Below are 25852 nucleotides of genomic sequence, written 5' to 3' on the forward strand. Positions count from 1 at the left end.
ACATTCGCTGTCGCGGTACCGCAGCCTCCGTGGCGAGCGCACCTTGCGCCCGTCGTCCATGCCCACCGACGCAACCGATCCACACGATGACCGCCCTCTCCCGGATTCCCGCTTTCGACGCGGCCGAAACGGCCGCGCTGCTCGACTACCCGGCGCTCCTCGCCACGCTCAGGCAAACCGTCGCCGAATACGCGGCAGGCGAAATCGTCAGCCCCGAGCGGCTGGTCGTGCCGCTCCAGGCGGGCGGCGTGATGCTGTCGATGCCGTCGAGCGCACGCGATCTCGCGATCCACAAGCTTGTGAACGTGTGCCCCGGCAACGGCGCCCGCGGGCTACCGACCATTCTCGGACAGGTGATCGCGTGCGATGCGACTACCGGCGCGATGCACTTCGTGCTCGACGGCCCGACGGTCACGGGCCGCCGCACGGCGGCCGTCACGGCGCTCGGCATCGAGGCGCTGCACGGCGCCGCGCCGCACGACATCCTGCTGATTGGCACCGGCAAGCAGGCCGCCAATCACGCGGAAGCGCTCGCGGCGATCTTCCCGGACGCGCGCCTGCACGTGCGCGGCTCGCGCGCCGACAGCGCAGCCGCGTTCTGCGCCGCGCACCGCGCGCAGGCGCCGCGGCTCGTGCCGCTCGACGGCGACGCGATTCCCGATGCGATCGACGTCGTCGTCACGCTGACGACGAGCCGCACGCCCGTCTATCGCGAAGCGGCGCGCGAGGGCCGGCTCGTGGTCGGCGTCGGCGCATTCACCGCGGACGCCGCCGAGATCGACGCCGACACCGTGCGCCATAGCCGGCTCGTCGTCGACGATCCGGCCGGCGCCCGCCACGAAGCCGGCGACCTGATCGTCGCGCAGGTCGACTGGCAGCAAGTCGCGTCGCTCGCCGACGTGCTGCGCGGCGCATTCGAGCGCAGCGGCCCGCTGCTGTTCAAGAGCGTCGGCTGTGCGGCGTGGGATCTCGCCGCGTGCCGCACGGCGCGCGACGCACTGGACGCGCGCCAGCGCAACTGATTCGGCGGCAGCGCGCCGCTGCCCGCCTGCCGCGCGCCCGTCATCGCGACCTGCGCGCGCCGCCGCGTGCCGTACGCGTTGTAGGAATCGCCCTACAACGTGGCGAAGCGGCCTACACAAACTTCCAATTCGGCCGATTTCCTTTTCGGCGGCGGGCCACGATACTGCCCGCATGAATGCCAGCCTGTCACCCACCGCGCTCAGGGTGTTCCTCGTCGATCATGCCGTCGCTGTCCGGCAACGGATCGCGCTGCGCGTCGGCGCGATCGGCGGCGTCGTGGTCGTCGGCGAAGCGGAAGACGGCCACGACGCGCTGACCCATATCCGCGGCAGCCACGCGGACGTGGTGATCGTGGACCTGCGGCTCGCCGACGGCAGCGGCCTCGACCTGATCGGGATGCTGTCGAAGGCGGTACCGCGCGTCGTCACGATCGTGCTGACGAATCATTCGGCAGCGGCATTCAGGGAGGCATGCGCGGCGGCCGGAGCCGATTACTTCTTCGACAAGACCGCCGAATTCGACGCCGCATGCCGCGTCATCGAATCCCTGGTGCACGCTCGCGAGCACCATCCCTGACCGAGCCAGAGCGACCCATGTCCACCGCCGCCACCTGTGCAGCCGGCCCGTACGTCGAGCCCCGGCCAACCATCGCCCTTCGTGCGGTTGCGTCCGCCGACGCCGCCAAACATCCGGGCGCGCGCTGCTCCGTCTGCGCGATGCGCTCGATGTGCCTGCCGCCTGACCTGACGGCCGCCGAGTACGGCCGGCTCGACGCGATCATCTGCGCGACGCGGCAGATTCGCCAGGGCGACGCGCTGTTCCGCGCGGGCGACCCGTTTCACAGCATCTATGCGGTGCGCGCAGGCTCGTTCAAGACGGTGATGATGCATCGTGACGGCCGCGAGCACGTGACGGGTTTTCAGATCGCAGGGGAAACGCTCGGCATGGACGGCATCGGCGGCGGCCACCACTGCTGCGATGCGATCGCGCTCGAGGACAGCGTGGTGTGCATCATCCCGTTCGGCGCGCTCGAAGCCGCATGCCGCGAGATGAAGCCGATGCAGCATTTTCTCTATCAGATGCTGAGCAGCGAGATCGTGCGCGAATCGAGCCAGATGCTGTTGCTGGGCACGATGTCGGCCGAGCAGCGCGTCGCGCACTTCCTGCTGAACCTGTCGGCGCGCTTCGAGGCGCGCGGCTATTCGGCATCGGAATTCAACCTGCGCATGACGCGCGAGGAAATCGGCTGCTATCTCGGGATGAAGCTCGAAACCGTCAGCCGGATGTTCTCCCGGTTCCATCGCGACGCACTCGTCGAAACGCGCGGCAAGCGCGTGCGGATCATCGACGCGCAGGCGCTCGCGCAAGTCTGACCGCCGTCACGCTCGAGTTCGCTTCATCGCGACGCGTCGCCGGTCGCGGCGCCGTGAAGCGCGACCGCTTCGACGTCGCCCGCCTGCCACGCGTCCAGCATGCGTTCGGCCTGCGCGAACGCGCAGTGCAGCGCGTCGATTGCGTCGTCACGGGTGCAGCATGGCAGCGATGCCGGCGCACGGCCGTACATCGCCAGTTCCAGCCTCACGTCGTAAGTCCGGCCCCCGTCGACGGACGTGCGCGCCTCGATCGCCAGGCGGCAATCCCCGAGCCGCGCGCGGAATCGCGCGAGCCGCACCAGTTGCGCACCCGCCTCGGCTTCCAGCGCGGCCAGGCTCGTGCAGCCGACGCAGACGATCTGCATGCCCACGCCCATTTCGCTCCTCCTGACGGCGTTGCCCGCTCGTCGACCGCGTTGCCTGCCCACTGGCGCGCCCGCTGCGGGATGCGGCGCCGGCCGTACCAAGCGGCGGGGGGCCCCTAGCGCACGTGCGGCGCCGCGCGTGTTTCCCGCCGACGCAATGCACCGCTACCCGTACAGCGCGCCCGTATCGAGCGACACGCGGCCGTTCACACGCTGAACGTCTGCGACGCCTTCATTTCGATCCACGTCATTCCGGCGCGCAGCCCTTCGATCGCCGCCTCGTGTTCGGTCTGGTACGCGTGACTGTGCTCGAACGTGTGATGAAAGCGCGCCGGCCCCGTGCCGTGCTCGACCGACACACGACAGCGGAACTGGCCCGATTCGCACGGCCGTGTCTCGACTTCGACCGACCAGTCGCGTTCATGAATATTGCCCTGCAGTGTCATGCCCCCTCCTGCGGTATCAGTCGTCGAGCCGGAAGTGACCGCTATGCAGCAACACCGGCCGACCGCCGATTTCTTCGAGCATTCTCCGTGCCATCGCCTCGATCGCCGACCGATGCGCGTCGAACGCATCCAGCAAGTCGCGCTCGAGCAGCGAGCGCGCGCCGAAATGGTCTTCCAGTGCTTCGGCCGTGACCGCGCACTGCACGCAGCGACCGTCGACCAGCGCCGAAAACGCCACGACCAGATCGCGCGCGCAGTATTCGGGCGGGTCCGGTGGAAAGGCAATTTGCATCTGTCCGCCTGTCATCGTCGTAACGACCCCATGACCAGAGCATAGCGGCGTGCACCGCCGCCTGCTTGACCCACGTCAACCGGTTCGCCGGGCCACGCGATCCCACGCAACATCGCGCGCGGTCGGGCGGATTCAGCCCGCGTCGGCCTCGATCGTCGCCCCGCGCTCCGCCAGCAGCTCGCGCAGCACGCTGCGATGGCAACGCTGTTCGTCCTCGCAGTAACAACCGATCGAGAATGCGCTCGTTGCGGACAGCGCAGCAAGCAGGTCGAGCACCTTCGGCGCGTCGCCGTGCGCCATTTCCGCGCGGAAGTGGCGCGTGAACGCGTGCCACTGCGCGTCGGTCTCGGCTGCCAGCGCCTGCGCGACGAGCTCGGCGCTCGGTGACAGCGTCGGCAACCATACATCATAGTAGTTTCGCGACGCGAATTCCGCTTTCGGCACGCCGCGCGGCGGCCGGCGCACCGTGCCGATCCTCACGCCCTCGCCGGGCGCGCGTGGCGTGCCGAGCCGTACGATTCGAATAGCCATGCCGCTCCTTCGCCGCGTTCGATCGTCCATCGTACCGCCGCGCCGCAGCCGCGCAAGAAAAAACCGGCTGCCTCCGCATGGAGACAGCCGGTTTCGGCAATGCGATCCGGCGGACGGGACGCCGGCGCGCCGGTCAGACGCCGCTCTTCAGCACCTTGCCGATCGCATCCGCGACGATGCCGACGTTCGAGTCGTTCAGGCCCGCGACGCACATGCGGCCCGAGCGCAGGATGTACACGCCGTGCACTTCGCGCAGCGCTTCGACTTGCGATTCGGTCAGGCCCGTGTAGGTGAACATCCCGCGCTGCTTGACGTAGCGCGTCAGCGCCTCGCCGCTCACGTGGTCGCGCAGGCCGTCGTGGATCGCCTGGCGCATCCGCGCGATGCGGCGGCACATCGCCGCGAGTTCCTCTTCCCACTGCTTGCGCAGCGCGGGCGTGTTGAGCACGGCCGCCACGACCTTCGCACCGTAGGTTTGCGGGTTGCTGTAGTTCGAGCGCACCGCGCCGGCCAGCTGGCCGAGCACGCGCTCGGCCGCGGCCGCATCCTCGCAGACGACGCTCAGGCCGCCGACACGCTCGCCGTACAGCGAGAAGTTCTTCGAGAACGAGTTCGCGACGAGCGCCGGCACGCCGCGGCGGGCCAGCTCGCGCACCGCGAACGCGTCAGCGTCGAGCCCCGCGCCGAAGCCCTGGTACGCCATGTCGACGAACGGCAGCAGCCCGCGCGCCTCGATCACGTCGATCAGCTTCTCCCACTGGCCTTCGTCGAGATCGACGCCGGTCGGGTTGTGGCAGCACGCGTGCAGCAGCACGATGCTGCGCGCCGGCAGCGCGTCGATCGCCGCGAGCATCGCGTCGAACTTCAGGCCGCCCGTCGCTTCGTCGTAGTACGGGTACGCATTCACCGTGAAGCCCGCACGCTCGAAGATGAAGCGGTGGTTTTCCCAGCTCGGATCGCTGAGCCACACCTGCGCGTCGGGGAAGTAGCGCTTCAGGAAATCCGCGCCGACCTTCAGCGCGCCCGAGCCGCCAAGCGTCTGCACGGTGGCGATGCGGCCGGCGGCACGCGCCGGGTGATCGGCGCCGAACACCAGCGACTGGACGGCGTCGCGATACGCGGCCAGGCCGACCATCGGCAGGTAGGGCTTCGGGCCGGTGTCGCGCTGCAGCGCGGTTTCGGCTTCGCGCACGGCGCCCATCACGGGAATCCGGCCTTCGGCGTCGAAATAGATGCCGATGCTCAGGTTGACCTTCTGATCGCGCGGATCTTTCTGGAAGTTCTCGTTGAGCGTCAGGATCGGGTCGCCGGGGTACGCGTCGATGTGTTCGAACATGGCTTGAGTCGGTCTCGTTTGGAAGAATGATCGGGGGTGGCCTGGCCTGCGTGTCAGTGCGGTCGACGCGGAGTCAGCGCGGACGCGCCGTCGCGCACCGCATAGCCCGCATTCTTCTGACGGAAGCGATACCCGATCGCGAGCACCGCGAGCCATACCGGGATCAGGTACACCGACAGACGGAGATCCGGCGTCAGGTACATCACGACGAGAATGCCGGCCATGAACGCCAGGCACAGGTAATTCGTGAAAGGATAGCCCAGACTGCGGAACGAAGTCTGCTCTCCGGCGATCCGCTTGGCCTGGCGGAACTTCAGGTGGATCAGCGTGATCATCGCCCAGTTGATGATCAGCGCCGACACGACGAGCCCCATCAACACCTCGAACGCCTTGCCCGGCATGAAGTAGTTGACCAGCACGCACACGCCGGTCGCGAGCGCCGACGCGCCGAGCGCGGCGAGCGGAATGCCGCGCTTGTTCACCGAGCACAGCACCTTCGGCGCGTTGCCCTGCTTCGCGAGGCCGAACAGCATCCGGCTGTTGCTGTACACGCCGCTGTTGTAGACCGACAGCGCGGCCGTCAGCACGACGACGTTCAGCACGTTCGCGACCAGGTTGCTGCTCAGCGCGTGGAAGATCAGCACGAACGGGCTGCCGCCGGACACGACCTTTTCCCACGGATACAGCGACAGCAGCACGGCCAGCGCGCCGATGTAGAAAATCAGGATCCGGTAGATCACCTGGTTGGTCGCGCGCGGAATGCTGCGCTTCGGATCGTCGGCTTCGGCCGCGGTGATGCCGATCAGCTCCAGCCCGCCGAACGAGAACATGATCGCCGCCATCGACATCACGAGCCCGGACACGCCGTTCGGGAAGAAGCCGCCGTGCTGCCACAGGTTCGCGACGCTCGCTTCCGGCCCCGCATGGCCGCTCGCGAGCAGCCAGCCGCCGAAGCCGATCATGCCGACGATCGCGGCAACCTTGATGATCGAGAACCAGAATTCCGTCTCGCCGTACGACTTCACGCTCGCCAGGTTCAGCAGGTTGATCGCGACGAAGAACACCAGCGCCGACACCCAGGTCGGCACGCCCGGCCACCAGTACTGCACGTAGATCCCGACGGCCGACAGCTCGGCCATGCTGACGAGGATGTACAGCACCCAGTAGTTCCAGCCGGACAGGAAGCCGGTGAAGTGGCCGACGTACTTGTCGGCGAAGTAGCTGAACGAGCCGGCGACGGGCTCGTCGACGACCATCTCGCCCAGCTGGCGCATGATGAAGAATGCGATGATGCCGGCCACCCCGTAGCCGAGCAGCACGGACGGGCCGGCCATCTTGATCGTCTGCGCGATGCCGAGGAACAGCCCCGTGCCGAGTGCGCCACCCAGCGCGATCAACTGGATGTGGCGATTCTTCAGCCCCCGCTTCAGGCCGTCCTTCTCGTTTCCAGAAACCATGTCTTCTCCACTCTCTCCGCCTCCGCCGGAAGCGGTGCGGCGCGCCTCGGTGTGCCGGGCGCTGTTTTGCTGTGCCGGCGACCGTTCGTGGAGCCACCGGGTTGGGGACTGCAATCTTCGCGTGGCAACGCCCGATGATTCGCGTCGACGGGCCCGCAGACCGGCCGCCGACTGTCGTCCTCGCCGCATTGCTGCGGTCGCACACGAAAATCCGGCGTCAGTTTAGCGTCGCGACGGCGAAATCGGGTTGCGTAACCCGCTCATGCAAACCCTACATTATGAGATAAGATTGCATCCGGGAGACAGATGAGGAAACAAAAATGCCTGAACCGGTTCTCGATCGCATCGATCGCCACTTGTTGTCGGTGTTGCAGGAGAACGGCCGCGCGTCGAACCTCGACCTCGCGAAGGCCGTCGGGCTGTCGCCCGCGCAGACACTGCGACGCCACCGCCGGCTCGAGGAGATCGGCGCGATCCGCCGTTACGAGACGCGCCTTTGCCCCGATACGCTCGGTTTTGGCGTCACCGCGTTCGTGCACGTGACGATGGAGCGCGGGCATATCCGCGATCTGTCGAAGTTCCAGAAACTCGTGTCGGATCTCGCGCAGATTCAGGAATGCTTCTCGGTGACGGGCGATATCGACTACGTGCTGAAGGTCGTCGCGCACGACCTGAAGGGGCTGTCGACGTTCCTGCTCGAAACGCTGATGCGCATCCCCGGCGTGAGCGGCGTGCATTCGAGCGTGTGTCTCGACGAGATCAAGTGCACGAGTGCGATGCCGGTGGAGAGCTGACGCGTCGAGCGATACGCCGAGCCGTGCGTCGTTCGATCGTCGCCGTGTTCACCGCACCGCTTCGAACGCACTGATCAACAGCGCGCCGGCAGCAATCACGAGGCAACCGCCCGCCCGACGCGGCGTCAGCCGCTCGCCGAGATACACGCGCGCGATCAGCGCCGCAAACACCACGCTCGTCTCGCGCAACGCCGACACCGGGCCCATCGGCGCGCGATCCATCGCCCAGATCACGATCCCGTACGCGAGCGCCGCGAATACGCCGCCGCACGCCGCCTTCGCCGTTTCGCCGACATCCTGCGTGAGCCGCAGCGAGCCCGCCCGCAGCCGGTAGTACGCGCCCATCATCAGCCCGGTCAGCACGAACATCCACGCGGTATAGCCGATCGTGCTGCCGCTTTCTCGCACGCCGATCCCGTCGACCACGCTGTACGCGGCGATCGACACGCCGGTCGCAAACGCGGTCGGCAGCACCTGCGTCATCCGGTGCCGCGCACCGCGTCCTCGCTCCAGCCCGATCGCCATGATCCCCGCGCAGATCAGCACGAGCCCGAATTGCGCGCCGACGTTCAGCCGCTCGCCGGCGAACGCCGCCGCGCCCAGCGTGACGAGCAGCGGTGCGGTGCCGCGCGCGACCGGGTACGCAACGGTCAGGTCGCCGTGTTCGTATGCGCGCACCAGCAGCAGCGTATAGACGACGTGGAGCGCCGCCGACGCGACGACATACGCCCAGCTCGCCGGCGAGATCGGCGCGGCGGCCGGCAGGAACAGCAGCGCGAACAGCCCGATCGCGATCTGCAGCACGGTGGCCGAACGCAGCCGGTCGCCGCTGCTGCGCACGAGCGCATTCCATGACGCGTGCAGGAACGCGGCGCACAGCACGGCAAACAAAACGGGAATCGGCACGCTGAATACTCGCTGACGGTCGGCAACGCGAAATCGTCGCCGCGGGCCGTCCATCGTATGAATGCGTCACGCGATTGTCAAAAACCACCCGCCGTCAGACCGCCCGATCGGCGCCAGCCACCGCCCGCCGCGCGCCATCGCCCGCCCGATATGGCGTCCGAGGCAGTGATCGGAGGGGCCGGCCGAATGTGTCGCAACGGTCGCGGACGCCCCGCCCCTTTCCGTTTTCTTTCGCCGCCCTCCGCGCCGTAATGAAATCGATACCGCAACGCAACCCTCGCGAAACCGCTCCGCCCCCATATCTTCATACCGAGCTGTTTCAATGCCGGTGCTCTATCGACGCGCTCCGCGCCGAACCGACACGGCGACGGGGCCGATCTCCACCATCGCAACCCAATCTGGAGCTTCCCGATGTTCCGTCAAGCCTTGCTCGTCACCGCCTGCGCCGGCGCAGCGCTTGCGCTGTTCGCCTGCGGCGGCAGCGACGATCCCACGTCGACGCCCGCCGTGTCGTCGCAGGACGCGCTGCAGACCGCCACGCCGATCAAGCACGTCGTCGTGATCTATGGCGAAAACGTGTCGTTCGACCACTACTTCGGCACCTACCCGAACGCGTCGAACCCGTCGGGCGAACCGGCATTCACCGCGAAGCCCGGCACGCCGGCGATCAACGGGTTGTCCGGCACGCTGCTCACCGCGAACCCGAACTTCACGAACACGGCCAACGGCACCGACGCCGCGAACCCGTTCCGCCTCGATCGCACGCAGGCCGCGACCGCCGACCAGAACCACGCATACACGGCCGAGCAGCAGGCCGAGGACAACGGCCTCGCGGACCTGTTCCCGAAATACACCGGCAAGGGCTCGTCCGGCGGCGCCGGCGCATTCGGCACGAAGGGCCAGGTGATGGGCTACTTCGACGGCAACACCGTCACCGCGCTGTGGAACTACGCGCAGCGCTTCGCGATGAGCGACAACGCATACACGACGGTGTACGGCCCGTCGACGCCGGGCGCGCTGAACGTCGTGTCGGGCCAGACCAACGGGATGCAGATCGTCAAGACGTCGAAACAGCCGTCGACCCTCGCCGCCAGCTCTTACTACATCAACGACGGCCAGGGCGGCTTCACGATGATCAACGACGTCGACCCGGGCTACGACGTGTGTTCGAGCACGACCGACCAGGCGATGATGACCGGCAAGAACATCGGCGACCTGCTGAACGGCGCGAAGATCACGTGGGGCGGCTTCATGGGCGGCTTCAACCTGTCGACGACCAACGGCAACGGCACGACGGGCTGCGCGCGCAGCACGGTCGCCACCGCCGTGAACGCCGCGACGGCCGACTACATCCCGCACCACAACTGGTTCCAGTACTACGGGTCGACGTCGAACCCGCAGCACACGCGGCCGAGCTCGGTCGCGGCGATCGGTTCGAGCGTCGAAGCCGACGGCAAGACCGCCGAGCCGGCGAACCACCAGTACGACACCGACGACTTCTTCGCGGCCGTGAAGGCCGGCAACTTCCCGTCGGTCAGCTTCCTGAAGGCGCCTGCCGCACAGGACGGGCACGCAGGCTATTCGGATCCGCTCGACGAACAGGCGTTCGTGACGAAGGTCGTCAACTTCCTGCAGCAGCAGCCCGACTGGCAGAACACCGCCGTGATCGTCACCTATGACGATTCGGACGGCTGGTACGACCACGCGTACACGGCACCGACCCACGCGTCGTCCGACGCGGTCGATCAGGTGAACGGCAACGGCAAGTGCGGCTCGGGCGGCACCACCGGCGTGAACGGCGGCACCGTGAACGGCCGCTGCGGCCCGGGTGTGCGCATTCCGCTGGTCGTGATCTCGCCGTACGCGAAGCAGAACTACGTCGACCACACGCAGATCGACCAGGCGTCCGTCGTGCGCTTCATCGAGGACAACTGGCTCGGCGGCCAGCGCATCGGCGGCGGTTCGTTCGATGCGTCGGCGGGCGATCTGCGCGGGCTGTTCGACTTCTCGTCGAAGCCGAATACCGCGCCGCTGTATCTCGATCCGACGCAAGGCACCGTGCTGAGCGCCGCGCCGGCGATCTGACCGGCAGCGCGTAACACGTCGCAGCAAGCAGCAGCAGGCCGGCGCTTCGTGCGCCGGCCGTTGCCATTTCATTTCACGCGCCGCGTCATGCGGCGCCCGAACCCCGGCTTCCGATCGACAGCATGACAGTTCGTCCCGCGTACTCGTCTCCCGACGCATCCGGCGCCGCCGCGCCGCGTTCCCCCTCCCGCGCATTGCGCCGTACGGCGCTCGCGCTCGGCGCGGCCGTGCTCGGCTACGGCGCGTTCGCGATCGCGTTTCCGGCCCGCACGCCGGCGGCGATCGGCGACGTCGTCGCCGACTGGACGGGCGCCAATCCGCATCCGGTCGTGCTGCAGCGGCCGGCCGCGCAGCCGTTGTCCGCGGTCGCGCAACTGGGACGCGCGCTGTTCGTCGATCCGTCGCTGTCGGCTTCCGGCAAGCAGTCGTGCGCGTCGTGCCATAGCCCCGATCACGCGTATGGGCCGCCGAACGCGCTCGACGTGCAGCCGGGCGGCCTCGCGATGACGCAGCAGGGTTATCGTCCGCCGCCGTCGCTCATGTACCTGTACCGGCAGCCCAACTTCAGCATCGGCCCCGATGCCGGCGAAAACGACGCCGCGCCGAGCGTCGCGCAGCAGGCCGCGTCGGCGGCCGGCGTCGTCAAGGCGCAGAAGGTGGCCGGCACGTCGGCGGCACCGCAGCTCGTGCCGCAAGGCGGCATGTTCTGGGACGGCCGCGCCGATACGCTGCAGCAGCAGGCATTCGGGCCGCTGCTGAATCCGGTCGAAATGGCGAACGCAAGCATCGGCGACGTCGCGCAGAAGCTCGCGCAGTCGTCGCACCGCGCGCAGTTCGAGCGGTTGTTCGGGCCGCGCGTGTTCGACAGCCCGCAGCTCGCGGTGTCGGAAGCGATGTTCGCGATCGCGCGGTATCAGGTCGAGGATCCGTCGTTCCACCCGTACAACAGCAAGTACGATCGCTGGCTCGAAGGCCGCGCGCGCCTCACGCAGGCCGAGCTGCGCGGGCTGCGGCTGTTCAACGATCCGGACAAGGCCAACTGTGCCGGCTGCCACCTGTCGAAGCCCGGCAAGGACGGCTTGCCGCCGATGTTCACCGACTATCAGTACGAGGCGCTCGGCGCGCCGCGCAACCGGCAGCTCGCGCAGAACCGCAACCCGGCGTTCTACGATCTCGGCGTGTGCGGGCCGTTCCGCGACGACCTGGAGGACCAGACGCAGTATTGCGGGATGTTCCTCACGCCGACGCTGCGCAACGCCGCGACGCGCCACGTGTTCTTCCACAACGGCGTGTTCCATACGCTCGATCAGGTGATGGCGTTCTACAACGAGCGCAGCATCTCGCCGCAGAAGTTCTATTCGCGCGGCGCGGACGGCAAGGTCGACGAATACGACGATATTCCGGCCAAGTACCGCGCGAACGTCGACGTGACCGATGCGCCGTTCGATCGCAAGCCGGGCGACAAGCCCGCGATGACCGCGCAGGACATCCAGGACATCGAAGCGTTTCTCGGCACGCTGACCGACGCGCCCGCGCAACACTGAGCGCCGGTCCAGCGCCGCATCGGGTCAGCAGCGCGCGCGGATGCAGAGGAAGGCCGGTGCGCGCGACAGCTCCGCATGGAGTCGTTCGGATACGGCCTTCATCTCCGGCAGCGGCGTCGGTTCGACCAAGCGGTCGAGCCGCCAGCCGGCATCGGCGAGCGCGTTCAGGATGTCGGCAAGCGGGCGGCGCCAGGCTTCGACATACGGCTTCGGTTCGCCGAAACCCGACCAGTAGAGGCCGAACCGGTTCGTGTCGAAGTACGTGCCCTCCCCGTGCGTGCGCTCGTCCATCCAGTCGCGCATCGGATGCGCCATCGAGAACGCCAGCGTCGCGCCAGGCCGCGCGACGCGCCGGAATTCGCGCAGCGTCGGCGCGAGATCGCGCACATAGTCGAACGCGAGCGAGCACAGAATCTTGTCGAATGACTGGTCGGGCAACCACGCGAGCGGCGCCTCCAGGTCGCCTTCCGCGACGTCGACCGCCAGCCCGGCGCAACGCGTTCGCGCAAGCGCGACCATCTCCGGCGTCACGTCGAACGCATGCACGATCGCACCGTGGCGCGCGAGGTGCTCGCTGCAGATGCCGGGCCCGCAGCCGGCGTCGAGCACCGTCAGGCCGTCGACGTCGCCGAGCAGCGCCATCGTCGCCGGCCGTTCGTAGAGTGCGTTGTGCGCCTTGGTCGGCGCGATGTCCGCGTAGCGTTGCGCGAAGCTCGCGTATGCGCGGCGGGCGGGTGGGTCGTTCGGGTCGGGCATGCGGTGTCCGTCGGTGGGAATCGGGGTGTCGATTCTGCCCGATCGGAACGGGGACGGCGATGGTCGAATGCGGTCGCCTATCGCGGGTTCTCGGCCCGGTACGTGCTGCCCGGGCGCGGGATGAGCTTCTTCGCGGCGGTGTCCAGTTCCTTGCCGTGATACAGATCCATGCACTTCAGGTAGTCGAACTTGACGTCCGCGACTTCCGAATCGACAACCGGATTCCGGTAATCGCGCGCAAGGTACTTCGCCACCAGCGCATGCACGACATCCGGCGCGCGCTCCAGGTCGTAGTAGCTCCAGTCGCGCAACGCGTTCGTGCTGCTGCCGATGTCCTTGCTCACGGCGGGCGCCTGCTTGTAGGCGGTAGCCAGACACTGCGCGAGCACCATGTCCTTGAAGTTCTGCAGGTATGTCCGTGAACCGGCTTCCGGCGACGTTTGAGCCGCTTCCTTTGCCGACACCGTTGCAAGAGGCAGCACAGCGCAAGCCAGTGCGATCGCAATCCAGACTCCCTTCATGACAGGCTCCAAAAATTCGCACGATGCGCACGATAGCGTGCGCCGTCAGAACAGATACATTCCCCCGACGAACACCACGCCCGAAAACAGCAGCGTCGTCACGCAGTACCCCATGATGTCGCGCACGCCGAGCCCCGCGATCGCCAGCGCGGGCAGCGCCCAGAACGGCTGCGCCATGTTGGTCCACGCCTCGCCGTACGCGATCGCCATGGCCGCCTTGCCGAGATCGGCGCCGAGCGCCTGCGCGGCCGGCATCACGAACGGCCCTTGCACGACCCAGTGGCCGCCGCCCGACGGCACCGCGAAGTTGATCACGGCCGAGCTCAGGAACGCAAGCAGCGGGAACGTGTGCACGTTCGCGATATCGACGAACCACTTGGTGATCACGCCCGCGAGCCCCGAGTGATCCATCAGCGCCTGGATGCCCGCGTAGAACGGGAACTGGATCATGATCCCGGACGCGCCGCGCGCCGCGCCGGCCACCGCGCGCGCATAGGCCATCGGCGTCCGGTGCAGCAGGATGCCGGCCGCGAGGAACGCAAGGTTCACGGTATCGATGTCGAGCGCGAAGCCCTTCTGCATGAAGCGCAGCACGAGGAACACCGCGCACAGCGCCGCGACGAAGATCGACAGCGCGCGGCTCTCTTCCAGTCGTTCGGCGAACGTCGCGTCGGGTCCGAGCTGACGCTCGACGCTCGGCGGCTCGGCGAGCAGCGCCGGATCGACGCTGACGACCTCGCCGGGCTTCGGCATCATCATCCGCGCGAGAAACGGCAGCATCACGATCAGCCCGATCGTGATGAACGCGTTGTAGCCGGTGAAGATCGTGTGCGACACGGGAATCAGCCCGATGGTCTTTTCCATCGGATTGCCCTTGGTCGCGGCGACGAGCGGGACGGAACCCGACAGCCCGCCGTGCCAGCTCAGGAAGCCCATGTATGCGGACGCAACGAGCAGCCGGTAATCGCTGCCGGCCACGCGGCGCGCGACTTCACGCGCGAGCATCGCGCCGAGCACGAGGCCGAAGCCCCAGTTGATCGCACACGCAAGCGCGCCGACGAACGCGACGAGCATCACGCCCTGCCCCGGCGTGCGCGCGGTGCTTGCGAGCGCAACGAGCATGCGCCGCACGGGCGGCGAACTCGCGAGCGCGTGGCCGGTGACGAGAATCATCACCATCTGCATCGAGAACGCGAGCAGGTTCCAGAAGCCCGAGCCCCACATCGTCGTGAGCTGCGCGGGCGTGTTCGGCGTGAGGCCGAACGCGAGCGCGAACGTGACGATCGTCAGCAGGATCGCGAAAATCAACGGGTCGGGCAGCACGCGGTGGACCACCTGCGTGAAAAAGCGGGAAATGCGTTGAATCAACTTGAGCTCCTCGTTTCCTGATAGGGACGTCCGCGCGTGTGGTTCGTTGTTCGGTGCGCGGAATCGCGCGGATTCTTGCACAGAACCGCGTGATTTGCTTCGATGTGATCGCCTGCATTTGTCCCGATGGATCCGATCGCCAATCCCTCAATCTGCGCGGGCTACTCCGTCTCCCGGTCAGTGAGAGCGTCGCCGCGATGACCCGCGAACAAATTCAAGGGTTTTTCGAAGCATTGCGGCGGTACAACGGCTATCCGGAGACCGCGCTTTGCTTGCGCGTGATTGTCGTAACGGCTTGTCGTCCCGGCGCGGCGTCGGATGCTGAGTGGGACGAGCTCAACGACGAGGGCGAGGTATGGCGCCCGGCTGCCAGGAGCCGGTGCGATCATGCATGTGCGATACCGTGAGCCGACGAACGCCCGTCTCGCCGATTCGCTTTCGGCAACTCCTGCCCCTAGCGCAGCAGCGCAACGTTCTCGTCGATTCGACGCTGAATGTCCGTCAGGGTGTCTTCTGTGATGATCCCCTCGTAGCGGCGCTTCGCAATGGCCGAGAACTGGCTGGCCACTCCGCACATCCCGTCGATCATGTCGCCGGCAGCGGCTGCGGAAAGCTCCGCTTCCTTTGCCAGTCCGAGCAATGCCGCCCGGTCGATCCGCAGCGCCTCGCCCATGACGTCCATTTGGTGGTAACCGCCCGGCCCCTCGCAGAATGTCACGTCGTAGGCCGGCGCGAGTTTCCACTGGCCGGATCGCGACATGACGTATGCGAAGTTTTTCGGATGATCGTCGCGATTGTTGAACGCGACATTGAAGACAGCCCGTTCAAACGCCCGCGCCTTCTCGCGTACGTCGTTGGTGCACATGTGAGTCGCACGCAAGAAGTTCACGTAGTCCAGCGCACCCGGCGTTTTGTAATCGGCACCGGTAAACGCGGCAACGCTTTGCATGGGCACGCGCACACCGTCCCGTCGATCGAAACGCCTGGACGCAAATGCCGCCATCCCGTCAGGCAAATTGAAATGCAGCGTGTCCGGAGTCTCGATGCCGCACATGCGCAAGCACTCGGCGTAGACCATTTCGATCGCGCACACCTCGGGATGCTCTTGCCGGGCCGGGAACTTGACCAACCACGCTTCAAAACCCGCCACCGCGGCCGTGGTAAAAACGCCGGACTGCGGATCACGATAGACGAGGGCCTTCGGCCTGGCACCTTGCGGAGGGCCGCCCACCTGCAGCAGTTGATGAAGGAATTCGCCGCCCTCACCATTGAGGACTTCCTGTACCTCGGCCGCGAGCCGGTCAAGAGGAATATCCGGCTGCGGTGCCTGGATCTCGGGCGCGACCGGCTCGAACGACATGGCGCCCATCGCATGGTTGCCAATGTAAGCCAACCGCTCCATCGGCCCGATGCGTGCCGCGTTGAGACCGCGGCGTTTGAACAAGCGGTCCATGAGCAACATGCCCCAGCCGTCGGGCAGCGCGTCATAGACTGGGCCGGGCAATCCCAGCTGGTGGGACGGAAAGTCCTTGCGCAGCCTCGCGCCATGCAATGGGAGCACATAAGACGACAGTTCCAGCCCCCTCTTGCGCGCGTCGTCGCTATATTCGAATACGATCAACGGGCGCCCAGTGATCGCCGTCGTAGAAACCATCGATCCCCACAGCCAGTCCTCGCCCCAGCCGTCGTAGTAGACATCGATCCGCTCGATCATTTCGGGTTGCCCCTCTTCACGCGCTGACGTTTGGCACTCTTTTCATACCGGTGAACGTCTTCCAGGCTATCGAGCTTCGGCAGGAACAGTCCTTCGAGTTCCTTGCTGCGTCCCAGGACCATGGCTACACGGACTACCGTCTCGAGGCTCACATTACGTCCGGCTTCCAGATTGGACACGGTATTGGCACCGACGCCGGCACGCGCGGCTACGTCGCTCTGCGTCAGTTGCAACGCCAGCCGCTCCGTGCGAAGCCTCGCGCAAAGCAGTGTGACGATTTCAGCGGGCTTGCGAAAGCTTAATTCCAACATAGTGCGGCTTATGGCGCTATATCTGTCATAACTCACAACATTATAGAGTTATAGGCGGGATGCGCTCAAGAATTCTAATTCCCGAATGTTGGGTCTTACGGTCGAATTTTGCGCTTTAATCCACCCCAAAACGGAATTGATGCGTCAGCAGTGCGTGCGCTTCCCGTACCCAGGAGACGCCCTCCAGACACGCCACGTCGTGGCATGGGTCCGCCGCGCTCATCGATGCGTACACGGGCGCTGGCGCGAGCCCGCTAGCGAGCAGCCGCCTCCGGCGTGCTGACGGCTGCGATCGCTGTCGCTCGTCGCTCCGCCAGCTGCTGCGCAAACCGATACGCCACAAGCGAACCTGCCACGGCCAGCAGCATCGGCACGAGGCTGTCGTGATTCGCGCGCGTGAATTCGAGCAGCAGCACGACGGCCGTGATCGGCATCTGCATCGACGCGGCGAGAAACGCGGTCGCGCCGATCAGCGCGCATCCGCCGATCGACGCACCCGGCCACACGAGGCTCCACACCCCGCCGAGCACGACACCCAACAGCGCGCCGTTCGCGAGGCCCGGCGTCAGCAACCCGCCTTCCGCGCCGGCACGCAGGCTGGCAGCCTCGATCAGCACCTTCAGCACGAGCAGCGCCGCAGCAAGACCGATCGTCAGCGAGCCGTCGAAACCCATCGAAGCCGGTCCCTTGCCATTGCCGAGCAGTTGCGGAAACCGCATCGCGAGCACGCCGATCACCGCGAAGTTGATCAGCGCGAGCAGCGGCAGCAACCGGCCTTTCGGCGCATCGGCCCGTGCGCGGGTCGTGAGCCGCACGAAGCCGTACGCGGCGAAGCCGAACAGCGGGCCGCAGACGATCGACCACGCAACGAGCGGCGCGCTCAGCACGAACGGCGGCACCGCGTACTGGTGGTCGTTGCCGAGACCGATCCATGCCACCACCGCCGCGATCGCCGACGTGACGACCGCCACGACCAGCGCGCGCATTTCGAACGTGCCGAGCAGCACTTCGAGCACGAACACGGCGCCACCGAGCGGCACGTTGTAGACGGCCGCGAGGCCGGCACCCGCGCCGCACGCGACCATCAGCCGGCAGTCGGCGGGTGTGAGGCCCGCACGGTGCGCGAGCTGCCCGGCCAGCAGCGAACCGATCTCGCGCGGCGCGACTTCGCGGCCGAGCGGCGAACCGAGCGCGACGGTGACGATCTGCAGCAGCGCGTGAACCGTCGTGCTGACGACCGGCAACCGCGGGTCGGCCGCGCGAACCGCACGGCGGATACTGACGAGCGGCCGCCCATATCGATACAGCGCCCACCAGCCGCCGCCCGCGACGACCCCGCACACGACCAGCACCGCAAGCCTGCGCAGCGGATCGGCCTGGGTCACGCCTGTGAGAAAGCTCTCGGTGCCGACCACGTGCTGGAGGCTGTAGCCGTACGCGACATGCTGGATCGCGTGCAGCAGCAGCGCGAGCAGCATCCCGCCGAAGCCCGCGCCGACGCCGGTCAGTACCGTGACGACGGCGATCCGTACGAACGGGCTGGTGGACGGAGAAGAAGACGCGGGAGCGGACGGGAGATCGGGGCGCATGAGGTCGTCGAACGAGGAGCGACAAGACGGCGCGCACCATGCGCGCCGCCGTCAGGACCGCATCGTAGGCGCCGACTTCTCATGAGACAAACGTATTTTTCTGATCAACTCATGTATTTTGAGAATACTAGAGCGCCGATGCTCCGCGGCGGGCAATGCCGCGCCCACCGTGGCCGCCTCACTCTGGATAAGCCACCCGCTCCGGCTCGCGCCGCATGATCACCTTCCCGTGCCGCAACGACAGCGTGGCCTTCGCCTGCCGACGTACGGCTTCGTAATCGCTGTCGGCATCGAGCACGACGACGTTTGCCGGGCGCCCGACCGCGATCCCGTAACCGTCGCCGAGGTGCATCGCCGTCGCGCTGTGATCGGTCACGAAGTCGAGGCAGCGCTGCAGGTCCTGGTAGCCCATCATGTGGCAGATATGGAGCCCCGCATCGAGCACCCGCAGGATGTTGCCGTTGCCGAGCGGATACCACGGATCCTTGATCGAATCCTGCCCGAAGCACACGTTCAGGCCCGCGCGGTCGAGCTCCGCGACGCGCGTGACGCCGCGACGCTTCGGAAACGTGTCGAAACGCCCCTGCAGGTGGATGCTCTCGGTCGGGCATGAAATGAAGTTGAGCCCCGCGCGCTTGAGCAGCCGGAACAGCTTCGAGCAATACGCGTTGTCGTATGAACCCATCGCGGTCGTGTGGCTCGCCGTCACGCGCGCGCCCATCCCGCGCACGCGCGCTTCTTCCGCGAGCACTTCGAGAAAGCGCGAATGCGGATCGTCGGTCTCGTCGCAGTGCACGTCGACGAGGCAACCGGTGCGCTCGGCCAGATCCATCAGGAAACGGATCGAACTGACGCCCTGCTCGCGCGTGTTCTCGAAATGCGGAATCCCGCCGACGACGTCCGCGCCGAGCTCGATCGCCTGCTCCATCAGCGCGCGCCCGTCGTCGAACGACTCGATGCCTTCCTGCGGAAACGCGACGATCTGCAGGTCGATCAGCCCGCGCGCTTCGTCCTTCACTTCGAGCATCGCCTTCAGCGCGGCGAGCGTCGGATCGGTAACGTCGACGTGCGTGCGCACATGCTGGATGCCGTGATCGCGCAGCATGCCAATCGCCGTGTGCGCACGCGTCTTCGTATCTTCGTGCGTGATCGTCGCCTTGCGTTCGGCCCAGCGCTCGATTCCCTCGAACAGCGTGCCGCTCATGTTCCAGGCCGGCTCGCCGGCGGTAAGCACGGCATCGAGATGGATATGCGGCTCGACGAGCGGCGGAATCGCGAGGCGCCCGCCCGCATCGACGTCGTCGGCACCGACGGGCGCGACCGGTGCGGTTTGCGCGTCGATCCGCGCGATCTTGCCGGCGTCGATGCCGATCGTGAACAGCCCGTCGCGGCCACGCAGGCGTGTATTGAACAGGTTCATGTGGGTCCAGGCGTCGTGCGGCCCCGGGGGCCGCATGGGTGGGGAAAACCGGTTCGCGCAGCGCGCCCGGCCGTTATCTGAAATCCTCGATCTTCAGGCCGGTCGCCGCGCTCATCTCGTCGTTCGACACCTCGCGCACGTGCTTGCCGAACGTCCATACGTGCCGGCCGGGGTCGCGGGCGCGATACACGCGCTCGCCGTAGAACTGGTCGGCCGGTGCCTGCAGGATCTCCGCGCCGGCGGCACGTGCGCGTTCGCAATGCGCGTCGATGTCCGCGTCGTCGGGGAGATGCACGTGGACGCTCTGCGTGTTCCGGTCGCGGGTGTCTTCCGGCGACGCGATGAAATCGGCCCACGAACCGCCGATCATGACGACACCGTCGCCGAATTTCATTTCGGCGTGTGCGACGTCGCCTTCCGGCGTGGTGACGACGATCAGGCGCTGGAACCCGAATGCGCGCTCGAGCCACGCGAGCGCGGCTTTCGGGTCGCGATAGCATAGCGCGGCGCTGAAGGACGGGCGGCGGGGCGTGGTCATCGGATGTCTCCGGATCGTGTCGTCGGATTGCTCATTCTCCACGCACGCGCTGCGGCAATCAACTCCCGTTCCCGCCAACGTGCATGTTGTCGCTGCGCGACACGGGGTGCGCAACCATCGCGCGCCACACGCCGCATCGCAGCCGAAAAACCACGTCCCGCCGCGCTCGCGCCGGTTTGTGAACGCTGTGTGACGCACTTTTGCGCGACTCGCAAAGGTGCACTCGCGCGTCCGCCGCCGGAATCTGGCGCACATGCCTCTACACTTGCGCCGAACTTGATCGCCAGCCCCACACGCAGGAGTCCTTACATGAAAAAAACCACCGCTACCGTCGCATGCACCGCCGCGCTGTTCGCCCCGCTCGCCCATGCGCAGAGCTCGGTCACGCTGTACGGCCTGATCGACGCGGGCATCGCGTACACGAACAACGTGAATGGCGCCGCCCAATGGCGCATGGCCACCGGCACGATCAACGGCAGCCGCTTCGGCGTGCGCGGCACCGAGGATCTCGGCGGCGGCGTGAAGGCGCTGTTCGTGCTCGAGAACGGCTTCAACGCGAACAACGGCGGGCTCGGCCAGGACGGCAAGCTGTTCGGCCGCCACGCCTACATCGGCCTGAGCCGCAACGGCTACGGCACGCTGACGCTCGGCCGCCAGTACGACACGCTGGTCGACTTCGTCGCGCCGCTGTCCGCAACGTCCGGCGAGTTCGGCGATACAGGCTTCGCGCATCCGTTCGACAACGACAACCTGAACCACTCGGTGCGCATCAACAACGCGGTCAAGTACACGAGCGACACGCTCGGGGGCTTCAAGGTCGGCGCGCTGTACGGTTTCTCGAACTCGACGAACTTCGCCGGCAACCGCGCGTACAGCGTCGCGGCGAGCTACACGAACGGCCCGTTGAAGCTGGCCGGCGCGTACCTGCAAATGAACGGCACGAAGGGCTCGACGAGCGCGAGCGCCGGCGCGACCGACGTGGTCGAAGCGAAAGGCGTGAGCCAGGGCGGCTGGTCGGTCGGTGCGGATCGCATGCGTGCGTACGGCGGCGGCATCGGCTACGTGTTCGGCCCGGCGACGGTCGGCTTCGTCTATACGCGCTCGCAATACGACAACTCGGGGTCGTTCGGTTCGACCGGCCAGGTCGCGTTCAACAACTTCGACGTGAACGTGCGCTATGCGGTCACGCCGGCCGTCAGCGTCGGCGCGGCCTACGTGTACACGGACGCCACCGTATCGAACCCGGACAGCCGGCACGGCACCGATCCGAAGTGGCACCAGGTCGACCTGCAGGCCGTGTACAAGCTGTCGCGCCGCACCGACGTGTACGCGGAAGCGATGTACCAGCACGCATCGGGCCGCGGCTACCAGGCGTTCATCAACACGTCGGGCGGCGCATCGAGCACCGCGAATCAGATCGTCGGCACGATCGGCATGCGCACGCGGTTCTGATCGGCACCGGCATCGGCAACCGCTGCCCGCCGGCAACGAACCTGCCGCAACCGGCGGATTCGTTCGCCGCGGGCAGCGCGCGCCAATGTTGTGCCATCTGGAAAGCTGCCTCCCTGGAATCGGGGTTTTTGCGATCGAGCGCGCTGCATAGACTGACGTCGACGGTTCGGATCGCGGATCGATCGTCGAACCGGCCTCACACCCGTCTACAGGAGAACATCGTGAAATCGCTCGTCGTAACCGCCGCCGCTGCCGTTCTGCTCGCCGCACCGGCCCTGTCGTTCGCGCAGTCCGCCAAGTCGCCCGTCACGCGTGCGCAGGTGCTGCAGGAGCTGTACGACCTCGAGTCGGTCGGCTACAACCCGTCGCTCGGCGACGCGGGCAACTATCCGGACGACCTCATGGCCGCGCAGCAACGCCTCGCGGCAAAGCGGCTCGCCGAGCACAAGGCCGCGCAAGCCGCATATGGCCCGGCCGCTGCGGGCGCAACCGAATCGGGCGTTGCCGCGAAGCCCGCGCTGTGAAGACATCGCGCAGCACCGCGCCCGCATGACGTGTGTCCCGCGGGCGCGGTTGCCATCGTGGAAGGCGGCCGGTGACGATACGGCCGGGGTTCGTACGCGACACGCGTATGAATGGCGCTCAGGCGGCCTGCGGTTCGCGGCCGATCGCGTCGAGCATGTCGACATCGCGCGCGATCATGCCCGGCACCTGGGCGCGCAGCATCTCGACCCACGTGCGCACCTTCGCGTCGACGAAACGGCGCGACGGATACAGCGCATACACGTTCATCTTCTGCAGGATGTGCGCGGGCAGCACGCGCACGAGCGTGCCGTCCTGCAGCGCGTCGATCGCCGAATACAGCGGCAGCATGCCGATCCCGATCCCGTCGCGGATCGCGAGCGCGAGCGATTCGGCGGTGTTGGTCTGCACCGGCCCGGCAACGTGAATCTGCTCGACGCCGTCGGCGCCCTCGAGCACCCATTCGTGCGTCGGAAAGGCCGGCGTGCAGAGCGTCAGGCACGCATGCGCGCCGAGATCCTGCGGACGTGCCGGCGCGCCGTGCCGCTTCACGTACTCCGGCGACGCGCACAGGATGCTGAAGGTCGAGCCGAGCAGGTGCGACACGAGTTCCGAATCGGGCAGCGACGACGCGGTCACGACCGCCATGTCGCTCGTGCCGTCGAACAGGTCGGGCATGCGCTGCGACAGCGACAGCTCGATCGACACGTCCGGAAACTGCGTGTGATAGCGCGTGAGCGCGGGCATCACGTAGTGATGGCCGACGCTCGCGAAGCTGTGCATGCGCAGTACGCCGGCCGGCCGTTCGTGCGCGCAGCTCGCTTCTTCTTCCGCGCGATCGACGTCGGCGAGGATCTGGCGGCAGCGCCGCAGATAGCTTTCGCCGGCCGACGTCAGCGCGAGACGGCGCGTCGAGCGATTCATCAGACGGGTGCGCAGGCGCGCCTCCAGTTCCGACACCGCACGCGACATCGCGCCCGTCGTCGAGTTCAGCGATTGCGCGGCCGCGGTGAAACTGCCCGTCTCGACGACGCGCGTAAACACCCGCATGTTTTGTAAGGTATCCATTCTTGTGAGCCACCTGTAGCGGAGCTGCTATTTTCCTCCAGCGGGTGCAGCAGATTGTTACGTCGCCTGCAACTATCGTTTCCCCGTGGCTGCGTTAATGCGCGCGCGCCGCACTCCTACAATCGGCGCCTCACCAGTCGAACGGACCCGTCCGGACGCGCCGCGGCACCGCACGCGCCCTTTTTCCTTCATGAAGCCACAACCTGCGATCGAGCGACCTCCCATCGAACCGGCACGATGGAGGAGATGGCTGGATCCGCTCGGCGACGCGGCGCGCGACTGGGCCGCGAGCGATGGGCTCATCTGGCTGCACCTCGCGAAAACCGTGCTCGCCGCGCTGCTCGCGATGGGCATCGCGATGCGGCTCGAGATGTCGCAGCCGCGCACGGCGATGACGACCGTGTTCGTGCTGATGCAGCCGCTGTCGGGGATGGTGTTCGCGAAGAGCTTCTACCGCATGCTCGGCACCGCGGCCGGCCTCGTCGCCGCGCTCGCGCTCGGCGGGCTGTTCGCGCAGCAGCCGGAGCTGTACATGACCGGCATCACGCTGTGGATCGGCGCCTGCATCGCGCTCGCGGTACGCAACCGCCACTTCCGCTGGTACGGGTTCGTGCTCGCGGGCTACACGGCCGCGCTGATCGGCCTGCCCGCGGTCATGACGCCGCAGACGCTGTTCCAGTCGGCGCTCACGCGCGCCGGAGAAGTCGCGCTGGGCATCGCCTGCTCCGGCGCGGTCAGCGCGCTGATCCTGCCGCTCAGCTCCGCGAAGGCGCTGATGCGCACGCTGACTGCCCGTCACGTCAAATTCCCGGCGTTCGCGGCCGGCGCGCTGTCGGGCGAGTTCGCACGCGGCGACTTCGAACGGCGCTTTGCCGATTTCGTCGACGAGATCGTCGGCTTCGAGGCCAATCGCGCATTCGCGTCGTTCGAGGATCCGCGCATTCGCGCGCGCAGCCGCCGGCTCGCTCGGCTGAACAGCGAATTCATGAACGCGTGCACGCGGCTGCATGCGCTGCACCAGCTGATCAAACGCGTGCGCGCGAATCGGTCGGATGCCGTGCTCGACGCACTCGCCCCGCACATCGATGCGCTCGCGCAACGGATCGCCGCATTGCGCGACGAACGGCAGCGCGGCATCGCGTCGACGACCGGCGCGCTGCTCGAGCTGCGCCGCTTTCACGATGCGTTGCCGAAGGCCGCGCGCGCGACGCGCCGCGAGATCGAAGTGCACGCGGCCGGCGGCGTGCTCGACTTCGATACCGCGATCGAGCTGATGTATCGCTTCATCGGCGAATATCTCGGCTATGCGGATACCTACGCGTCGCTCGACCAGGACAATCACGCGCTCGAACGCTCGGTCACGCGCTATGCGGTGAAGACCAATGCGTTCTTCGTCGGCTTCGCGTTCCTGCGCACGCTCGTCGCCGTCGGCGCGATGAGCGCGTTCTGGCTCGCGTCCGAATGGCCGAGCGGCTCGCTCGCCGTGATCGCCACCGCCATCGCGTGCGCGCTGAGCTCGACGTCGCCGCGCGCGCCGAAGTTCGTCGCGCAGATGGGCGTCGGCGCGGCGTTCGCGACCGCGGTCGGCTACGTGTTCCTCTGCTACGTGTACCCGAACATCGACGGCTTTCCGCTGCTGTGCGCGGCGCTCGCGCCCGTGCTCGGCCTCGGCGCGTTTCTCGCGATGCGCCCGGGGCTGTCCGGCTACGGGATCGGCTTCGCGGTGTTCTTCTGTCTGCTCGCGGGCCCCGACAATGCCGTCGCGTATACACCCGAGGTGTTGATCAACAACGGCCTGGCGGTCGTCATCGCGATGCTCGCGTGCTCGATCGTGTTCGCCGTCGTGTTTCCGACCCGCATGCCGTGGCTCACGGGCCGCATCGCGCACGACCTGCGCCGCCAGGTCACGCTCGCGTGCGAAGGCGCGCGCGACAGCCTCGCGCAGCGCTTCCAGTCGAGCACGCACGACCTGATGGCGCAGCTTCGCACGCTGCTCGTGCAACGCACGCGCCAGCATCGCGACGCGCTGCGCTGGATGCTGGCGACGCTCGAAGTCGGTCACGCGGTCATCGACCTGCGCGACGAGCTCCACGCGTTCTGTGAAGCGAAACCGCCGCAGACGCTGCACTGGACCGCGTCGATCGACGCGGTGCTGCACGAGCTGCCGCGCTTCTTCGACGATCCGACGCCGAGCCACCACGCCCGCACGCTGAAATCGGTGAACCTCGCGATCCGCGCGGCGCAGCACACGCTGCATGCGTGGCACGCGGTGCCCGACGCGCGCCGTCGCATGCAGCGCATCGTCGGCTGCCTGCACTTCATCCGCAGCGCGCTGCTGGACAAGGACGCGCCGTTCAACCATCACCGCCGTTGAAAGGCGACGTCGATCGATGCGCGCGCAACGTCATCCTTGTTCCGTTTGGAAATAAGCTCTGCACCCG

25 protein-coding genes are annotated in these 25852 nt (G+C 67.2%); 9 read left to right on the top strand and 16 right to left on the bottom strand.

Going from position 1 to position 25852, the window contains the following annotated elements; translation table 11 throughout:
* The first annotated feature begins 86 nt into the window (after window positions 1-86).
* The 3 genes from lhpI (at window position 87) to O1Q03_RS02220 (ending at window position 2396) form a co-directional block, all read left to right on the top strand.
* Window positions 87-1022, top strand: a complete 936-nt coding sequence (lhpI, locus tag O1Q03_RS02210; protein WP_269501431.1) for a bifunctional Delta(1)-pyrroline-2-carboxylate/Delta(1)-piperideine-2-carboxylate reductase — start codon at window positions 87-89, stop codon at window positions 1020-1022.
* A 172-nt stretch (window positions 1023-1194) separates the two neighbouring features.
* A complete protein-coding gene (locus O1Q03_RS02215) occupies window positions 1195-1599 on the top strand; it encodes a response regulator (RefSeq protein WP_269501432.1) in 405 nt (134 codons plus the stop codon).
* Window positions 1600-1616: 17 nt separating this feature from the next.
* The gene (locus tag O1Q03_RS02220; protein WP_269501434.1) at window positions 1617-2396 is read left to right on the top strand and encodes a helix-turn-helix domain-containing protein; all 780 of its coding nucleotides are present in this window, start codon (window positions 1617-1619) and stop codon (window positions 2394-2396) included.
* Between the two features lie 23 nt (window positions 2397-2419).
* Here the strand turns inward: O1Q03_RS02220 and O1Q03_RS02225 are convergent, their stop codons facing one another.
* The 6 genes from O1Q03_RS02225 to O1Q03_RS02250 all read right to left on the bottom strand — a co-directional run bounded on the left by O1Q03_RS02225 (window position 2420) and on the right by O1Q03_RS02250 (window position 6823).
* A complete protein-coding gene (locus O1Q03_RS02225) occupies window positions 2420-2773 on the bottom strand; it encodes a metal ABC transporter ATPase (RefSeq protein WP_269501435.1) in 354 nt (117 codons plus the stop codon).
* A 194-nt stretch (window positions 2774-2967) separates the two neighbouring features.
* Window positions 2968-3207, bottom strand: coding sequence for a UDP-glucose 4-epimerase (locus O1Q03_RS02230; protein WP_269501437.1), 240 nt, complete (start codon window positions 3205-3207; stop codon window positions 2968-2970).
* Between the two features lie 16 nt (window positions 3208-3223).
* Window positions 3224-3514 (bottom strand): DUF1488 domain-containing protein, encoded by a 291-nt coding sequence (locus O1Q03_RS02235; RefSeq protein ID WP_269501439.1) that lies wholly within the window; start codon window positions 3512-3514, stop codon window positions 3224-3226.
* A gap of 117 nt (window positions 3515-3631) precedes the next feature.
* Entirely contained in the window at window positions 3632-4030 is a 399-nt protein-coding gene (locus O1Q03_RS02240) for a DUF488 domain-containing protein (RefSeq protein WP_269501440.1), read from the bottom strand.
* A gap of 133 nt (window positions 4031-4163) precedes the next feature.
* Window positions 4164-5366 carry an amino acid aminotransferase gene (locus tag O1Q03_RS02245; RefSeq protein WP_269501442.1) on the bottom strand — a complete coding sequence of 401 codons (1203 nt, stop codon included), beginning with the start codon at window positions 5364-5366 and terminating at the stop codon, window positions 4164-4166.
* A gap of 53 nt (window positions 5367-5419) precedes the next feature.
* Window positions 5420-6823 (bottom strand): amino acid permease, encoded by a 1404-nt coding sequence (locus O1Q03_RS02250; protein ID WP_269501443.1) that lies wholly within the window; start codon window positions 6821-6823, stop codon window positions 5420-5422.
* Between the two features lie 320 nt (window positions 6824-7143).
* Here O1Q03_RS02250 and O1Q03_RS02255 point away from each other — a divergent pair, with 320 nt between their 5' ends.
* Window positions 7144-7617, top strand: a complete 474-nt coding sequence (locus O1Q03_RS02255; protein WP_006479071.1) for an Lrp/AsnC family transcriptional regulator — start codon at window positions 7144-7146, stop codon at window positions 7615-7617.
* A 48-nt stretch (window positions 7618-7665) separates the two neighbouring features.
* Here the strand turns inward: O1Q03_RS02255 and O1Q03_RS02260 are convergent, their stop codons facing one another.
* The gene (locus O1Q03_RS02260; protein ID WP_269501444.1) at window positions 7666-8577 is read right to left on the bottom strand and encodes an EamA family transporter; all 912 of its coding nucleotides are present in this window, start codon (window positions 8575-8577) and stop codon (window positions 7666-7668) included.
* A gap of 357 nt (window positions 8578-8934) precedes the next feature.
* On the opposite strand from O1Q03_RS02260, the gene O1Q03_RS02265 reads away from it, so the two are divergent.
* Window positions 8935-10608 carry a phospholipase C gene (locus O1Q03_RS02265; RefSeq protein WP_269501445.1) on the top strand — a complete coding sequence of 558 codons (1674 nt, stop codon included), beginning with the start codon at window positions 8935-8937 and terminating at the stop codon, window positions 10606-10608.
* A 122-nt stretch (window positions 10609-10730) separates the two neighbouring features.
* Complete coding sequence (locus O1Q03_RS02270; RefSeq protein WP_269501446.1) at window positions 10731-12152, top strand: cytochrome-c peroxidase; 1422 nt, start codon at window positions 10731-10733, stop codon at window positions 12150-12152.
* Window positions 12153-12176: 24 nt separating this feature from the next.
* On the opposite strand, the gene O1Q03_RS02275 is transcribed toward O1Q03_RS02270, so the two are convergent.
* The 8 genes from O1Q03_RS02275 to O1Q03_RS02310 all read right to left on the bottom strand — a co-directional run bounded on the left by O1Q03_RS02275 (window position 12177) and on the right by O1Q03_RS02310 (window position 20369).
* Entirely contained in the window at window positions 12177-12908 is a 732-nt protein-coding gene (locus O1Q03_RS02275) for a class I SAM-dependent methyltransferase (protein ID WP_269501447.1), read from the bottom strand.
* Between the two features lie 77 nt (window positions 12909-12985).
* Window positions 12986-13429 (bottom strand): type VI secretion system amidase immunity protein Tai4, encoded by a 444-nt coding sequence (locus tag O1Q03_RS02280; protein ID WP_269501448.1) that lies wholly within the window; start codon window positions 13427-13429, stop codon window positions 12986-12988.
* A gap of 45 nt (window positions 13430-13474) precedes the next feature.
* Complete coding sequence (locus O1Q03_RS02285; RefSeq protein WP_269501450.1) at window positions 13475-14797, bottom strand: TIGR00366 family protein; 1323 nt, start codon at window positions 14795-14797, stop codon at window positions 13475-13477.
* A 454-nt stretch (window positions 14798-15251) separates the two neighbouring features.
* Window positions 15252-16511, bottom strand: coding sequence for a type II toxin-antitoxin system HipA family toxin (locus O1Q03_RS02290; RefSeq protein ID WP_269501451.1), 1260 nt, complete (start codon window positions 16509-16511; stop codon window positions 15252-15254).
* Window positions 16508-16822, bottom strand: coding sequence for a helix-turn-helix domain-containing protein (locus O1Q03_RS02295; RefSeq protein WP_269501452.1), 315 nt, complete (start codon window positions 16820-16822; stop codon window positions 16508-16510). The genes O1Q03_RS02290 and O1Q03_RS02295 overlap by 4 nt, the downstream gene beginning before the upstream one ends.
* A 254-nt stretch (window positions 16823-17076) precedes the next feature.
* On the bottom strand, window positions 17077-18411 hold the full coding sequence (locus O1Q03_RS02300; protein WP_269501453.1) for a chloride channel protein: 1335 nt from the start codon (window positions 18409-18411) through the stop codon (window positions 17077-17079).
* A gap of 178 nt (window positions 18412-18589) precedes the next feature.
* Window positions 18590-19831 carry a cytosine deaminase gene (gene codA, locus O1Q03_RS02305; protein WP_269501454.1) on the bottom strand — a complete coding sequence of 414 codons (1242 nt, stop codon included), beginning with the start codon at window positions 19829-19831 and terminating at the stop codon, window positions 18590-18592.
* Window positions 19832-19904: 73 nt separating this feature from the next.
* On the bottom strand, window positions 19905-20369 hold the full coding sequence (locus O1Q03_RS02310; RefSeq protein ID WP_269501455.1) for a VOC family protein: 465 nt from the start codon (window positions 20367-20369) through the stop codon (window positions 19905-19907).
* 309 nt (window positions 20370-20678) lie between these two features.
* Here O1Q03_RS02310 and O1Q03_RS02315 point away from each other — a divergent pair, with 309 nt between their 5' ends.
* Both O1Q03_RS02315 and O1Q03_RS02320 read left to right on the top strand, forming a co-directional pair.
* Window positions 20679-21821: a porin gene (locus O1Q03_RS02315; RefSeq protein WP_269501456.1), complete on the top strand. Its 1143-nt coding sequence runs from the start codon at window positions 20679-20681 to the stop codon at window positions 21819-21821.
* Window positions 21822-22042: 221 nt separating this feature from the next.
* Window positions 22043-22345 carry a DUF4148 domain-containing protein gene (locus tag O1Q03_RS02320; RefSeq protein ID WP_269501457.1) on the top strand — a complete coding sequence of 101 codons (303 nt, stop codon included), beginning with the start codon at window positions 22043-22045 and terminating at the stop codon, window positions 22343-22345.
* Between the two features lie 118 nt (window positions 22346-22463).
* Here the strand turns inward: O1Q03_RS02320 and O1Q03_RS02325 are convergent, their stop codons facing one another.
* Window positions 22464-23411, bottom strand: a complete 948-nt coding sequence (locus O1Q03_RS02325; RefSeq protein WP_269501458.1) for a LysR family transcriptional regulator — start codon at window positions 23409-23411, stop codon at window positions 22464-22466.
* A 190-nt stretch (window positions 23412-23601) separates the two neighbouring features.
* Between O1Q03_RS02325 and O1Q03_RS02330 the strand changes: the two genes are divergently transcribed.
* A complete protein-coding gene (locus O1Q03_RS02330) occupies window positions 23602-25785 on the top strand; it encodes an FUSC family protein (RefSeq protein ID WP_269501459.1) in 2184 nt (727 codons plus the stop codon).
* The last annotated feature ends 67 nt before the right edge of the window (window positions 25786-25852 follow it).

Origin of the sequence: Burkholderia sp. IMCC1007, from assembly GCF_027257875.1 — a bacterium.
Lineage (GTDB): Bacteria > Pseudomonadota > Gammaproteobacteria > Burkholderiales > Burkholderiaceae > Burkholderia.